This window comes from Helicobacter pylori SA221C (genome assembly GCF_000476855.1).
Classification (GTDB): Bacteria; Campylobacterota; Campylobacteria; order Campylobacterales; family Helicobacteraceae; genus Helicobacter; species Helicobacter pylori_DK.
Window position 1 is genome coordinate 1 of the sequence record NZ_CBPT010000031.1, and the last position, 3,303, is coordinate 3,303.

The 3,303-nt window shown below is 32.8% G+C and carries 3 protein-coding genes and 1 pseudogene; 1 reads left to right on the top strand and 3 read right to left on the bottom strand.

Going from position 1 to position 3,303, the window contains the following annotated elements:
• Positions 1 to 12 precede the first annotated feature (12 nt).
• Positions 13 to 705, top strand: a pseudogene (locus QU01_RS07790) (relaxase/mobilization nuclease domain-containing protein); the annotation flags it as partial.
• A gap of 24 nt (positions 706 to 729) precedes the next feature.
• On the opposite strand, the gene QU01_RS07795 reads toward QU01_RS07790, so the two are convergent.
• The 3 genes from QU01_RS07795 to QU01_RS07805 form a co-directional block, all read right to left on the bottom strand.
• Positions 730 to 1,893, bottom strand: a complete 1,164-nt coding sequence (locus tag QU01_RS07795) for a hypothetical protein (RefSeq protein ID WP_033763396.1) — start codon at positions 1,891 to 1,893, stop codon at positions 730 to 732.
• Positions 1,894 to 1,924: 31 nt separating this feature from the next.
• Positions 1,925 to 2,209, bottom strand: a complete 285-nt coding sequence (locus QU01_RS07800; protein WP_033763394.1) for a hypothetical protein — start codon at positions 2,207 to 2,209, stop codon at positions 1,925 to 1,927.
• An 81-nt stretch (positions 2,210 to 2,290) separates the two neighbouring features.
• Positions 2,291 to 2,947: a ParA family protein gene (locus QU01_RS07805; RefSeq protein ID WP_033763393.1), complete on the bottom strand. Its 657-nt coding sequence runs from the start codon at positions 2,945 to 2,947 to the stop codon at positions 2,291 to 2,293.
• Positions 2,948 to 3,303 lie beyond the last annotated feature (356 nt).

Sequence of the window (3,303 nt, forward strand, 5' to 3'; positions counted from 1 at the left end):
TAAACGACAATGATGAGCAAAGTTTTTATAAGCAAAAGCATTGCTAAAAATTTAGAAAAAATTGCTTTAGATTTTAAAAGCGATAGACATAGTATTTCACAAAGAGCTTTTGAATTTTTCAGGTATATGAATTATCAAAGTTTAAGCTTGACTGATAAAAACAATATGTTTTTAGTGGCTAAGTTTTTTAAAAATAGCGCTTTACTTGTTAATATTGCTAGGTTTGAAATGAAAAAGATAGATGATAATATTAAAAATTCTAACCCACAAGACAATTTGTTAGATAAACAAATGTGGCTCAATCTTTTAGAACATTTAAAAAGACTTGAAGAGGAAAATTATTGTTTTGCTAAGAAGCGAAAAGAATTCTTAGAAACTAGAGCTATGGAGCTATCAAAAGATTTAAAATTTTTAACACAGGCTAATGAAAATGATTTGCCCATTTATGAAAGAGGGCAAAGGGATAAAATCATTAAACGCTGTGAAAAATCGCTTAATTTTTTGCAGAAAGAATTACAATGCTTTAAAACCTTATTAAAAAGTGCAAGCATAGCTTTAGAAAACTTGCAAAGCAACCATCAAATCACAGCCGTTACACAAGACACGCAAGAAAACACAAACGCACTCAAAAATACCACTCAAGATTTTAACAAAACTACCAATGAACCCACAAACCCTAACAATAACTATGAAATGGATTTTTAAAACCATCCATAAAATTAAATAACTTTACTTAGCGTATTTTTTAACCAATTCTTCTAAAGTGAAGCCCAAGCCTTTGTTATCGTCTCTCAATTGCTCTTTTTGGCAAAGCAAAAAATTTTGCTCCACTTCTTCTTTAGTGTTAGAAGTGTCTAAAAGACAAGTTTTTAAGTCTTTCTGGTAATCTTGTATGAATTTGTCAAAGCGCTCTTTATGGTTATAGAGTTTGGCTTGCGATTGGGTGCAACTATCTTTAAGGCTGATAAACTCTTCTTTTTTATGTTCATTACGCTCCATACAAATATCTGTAGCAAAAGCGATTAAGACATCTTTATTCTTTCTCAACAGCTCTGCAGATTGAATAGCCATTTTATCCGCATCAATAAAAGGGCTTTGCTTTTCTAATTTAGGGTTCATCTCTAAAGCGATTTCTTTCAAGCTCTTATTTTCCAAATGCGTTCTTTGGCAGTGGGTGGATTTTTTATAAGAGCTTATATAAACGCCATTCATAAGAGCGGCTTTTTCTAATTTAGCATCAACTTTTTTAATGCAAAAAGAAATAGCTGATTTAACGCTCAATTCTTTAGAGCTAGAATAAGGGTCGCTAAATTTTTCATGCACTTCTTTTTGGCATAGTCTTTCCTTGTTAGCTAAATTGGGCGCATTTTTAACGCATTCTTTGGTGAAGTAAGGGATAATGTATGGTTCATATTGCGCGTATTCTTTTTCAAACGCTTCTAATTGCACGAGATTAATTAGTCTTTCTTGTCGGTCTTTTTTATCCATACATTGTTCTTTTAGTTCTGGGTTATGGAAGTCAGAGCAGCTAAAACGACGCTCTTGTTTTTGAATGATAGGCGTTAAAAGAGTGTTTAAATAGGCATCGTTTCTTTTAAAGCACTTACCTTTTAAGCCTTCATTAGTGAAATCATCGCATTGATACTGATCAATCTTTTTAGTGATGATTGGTTCAATAAGCTCTTCTTGAGCCTTTAAACACTGATTTATCCCATCGTATTTTTTAGGGAAAGACCACATTTCTTTTTGGCAATCGTATTTTGGATTGTTTTTAGCCTTAGTCAAGTGGTCGTTTAAAATTTGCTTATCTAAAAACGCGCACCCGCTCACGCCTAATCCCATTAAACATGCCAAACCCAACGCTCTCAACTTGAAAAGTCTTGTTTTTTTCATTTAAGCTCCTTGGTATGAAAACACCATAAAATCACAACTTGCTCGCCTTATCTAAAAGCGTTTGCTTCATTTCTTTTTTCTTGTGTTCTAAATAAAAAACAATAGCGTCTTGAACAAACACGCTTTTATTTTCTCTGAACGCTCCAAATTCATTCAAATACTCTTCTACGCTGTTCATCACTTTCTCTGAAATATAGAGCGTGTGGGCTTTTTTCCTGTCTTCTTTTTCATGTTTGTTTGTTTCATGCTTGTTGGCATTCTCAAAGCGATTTTCTAAATCGCTCAACCTGTCTTTTTTGGTGTTTTTAAATTCCATATTTATCCTTTAAAGTAGATTGTTTTTAATATCATAACACAATTAAGCGTTATTTAGAATTAAACTATAAATTCTACCATTTCATTTTTTGCCCCCTAAATACCCGCTCAATTCATCATAGAATTTAGACCATTCGTTTTTAGCCTTATTGTCATTGTATTCCATCACGCCCATGCCTTCACTCACTGAACGCTTATAAGCTATCCTTTCGCTTAATATATTATCCATTAAAAACACGCTTTCATTAGCGTTATTTTGGTTGATAAAATCAATGAGAGCTTTTTTCTCTTTAAGAGTGGGGATAGTAGGGATGCGGTTCATCACAATACAAGCTTTTAAGTTTTCATTCAACGCTTGGATGTCTCTAATCCTTTCTAGCATGTCTAATAGCACCGCTGTGTCTAGTTGGCTTGGCGTGGTGGGTATTAGCACCCAATCGCTCAATAACATAGCTCTTTGGCTTTCTTTGGAATGTTCGCCTTTAGTATCAATAAGGATGTATTCGTATTTATCCATCATCTGTTTTAAGGTGTCTGTGATATTGCCTGTGCGATTAAAGAGCGTGAAATTGGGCAAACTTGTTTCACTTCTAATATTGTTAAACACTTCCAAACTCTTTTGGCTATCAGTGTCTAATGCGGCAATATCTTTCTTGTCTAGCAATAATTGAACGCACAAGTTCAAGCATAAAGTGGATTTACCGCTCCCTCCTTTTTCGTTAGCTATGGTGATTATCATCGCTTATTCCTTTATCATTTTGTTAAACATATTTTAAATATAAATAGCTTAAAAGTATATAAAATAGAAAAACTTAATACTATGTTATTGTAAATAATTATGTTATCTGTTAGTTCTTTTTGAAATGGTTGGTAGAATTTGATTAGTGGTGGTTTTTTAGGGTGTTTTTAAAAAGGGAAAAGTTTAGAAAAAAAGAATATTAAAAGTCATTACGCCAAATTCAATAACATTATTTAAAAACATGTTATTGAAAATATTAGTGGAACTCACATCTCCATGCCATAATCATCATTAGCCGCTTTTTTCATTGGCTTATACGCTTCTTGGTTAGCTTGTTCTTTTATCTCTTCTGTTAC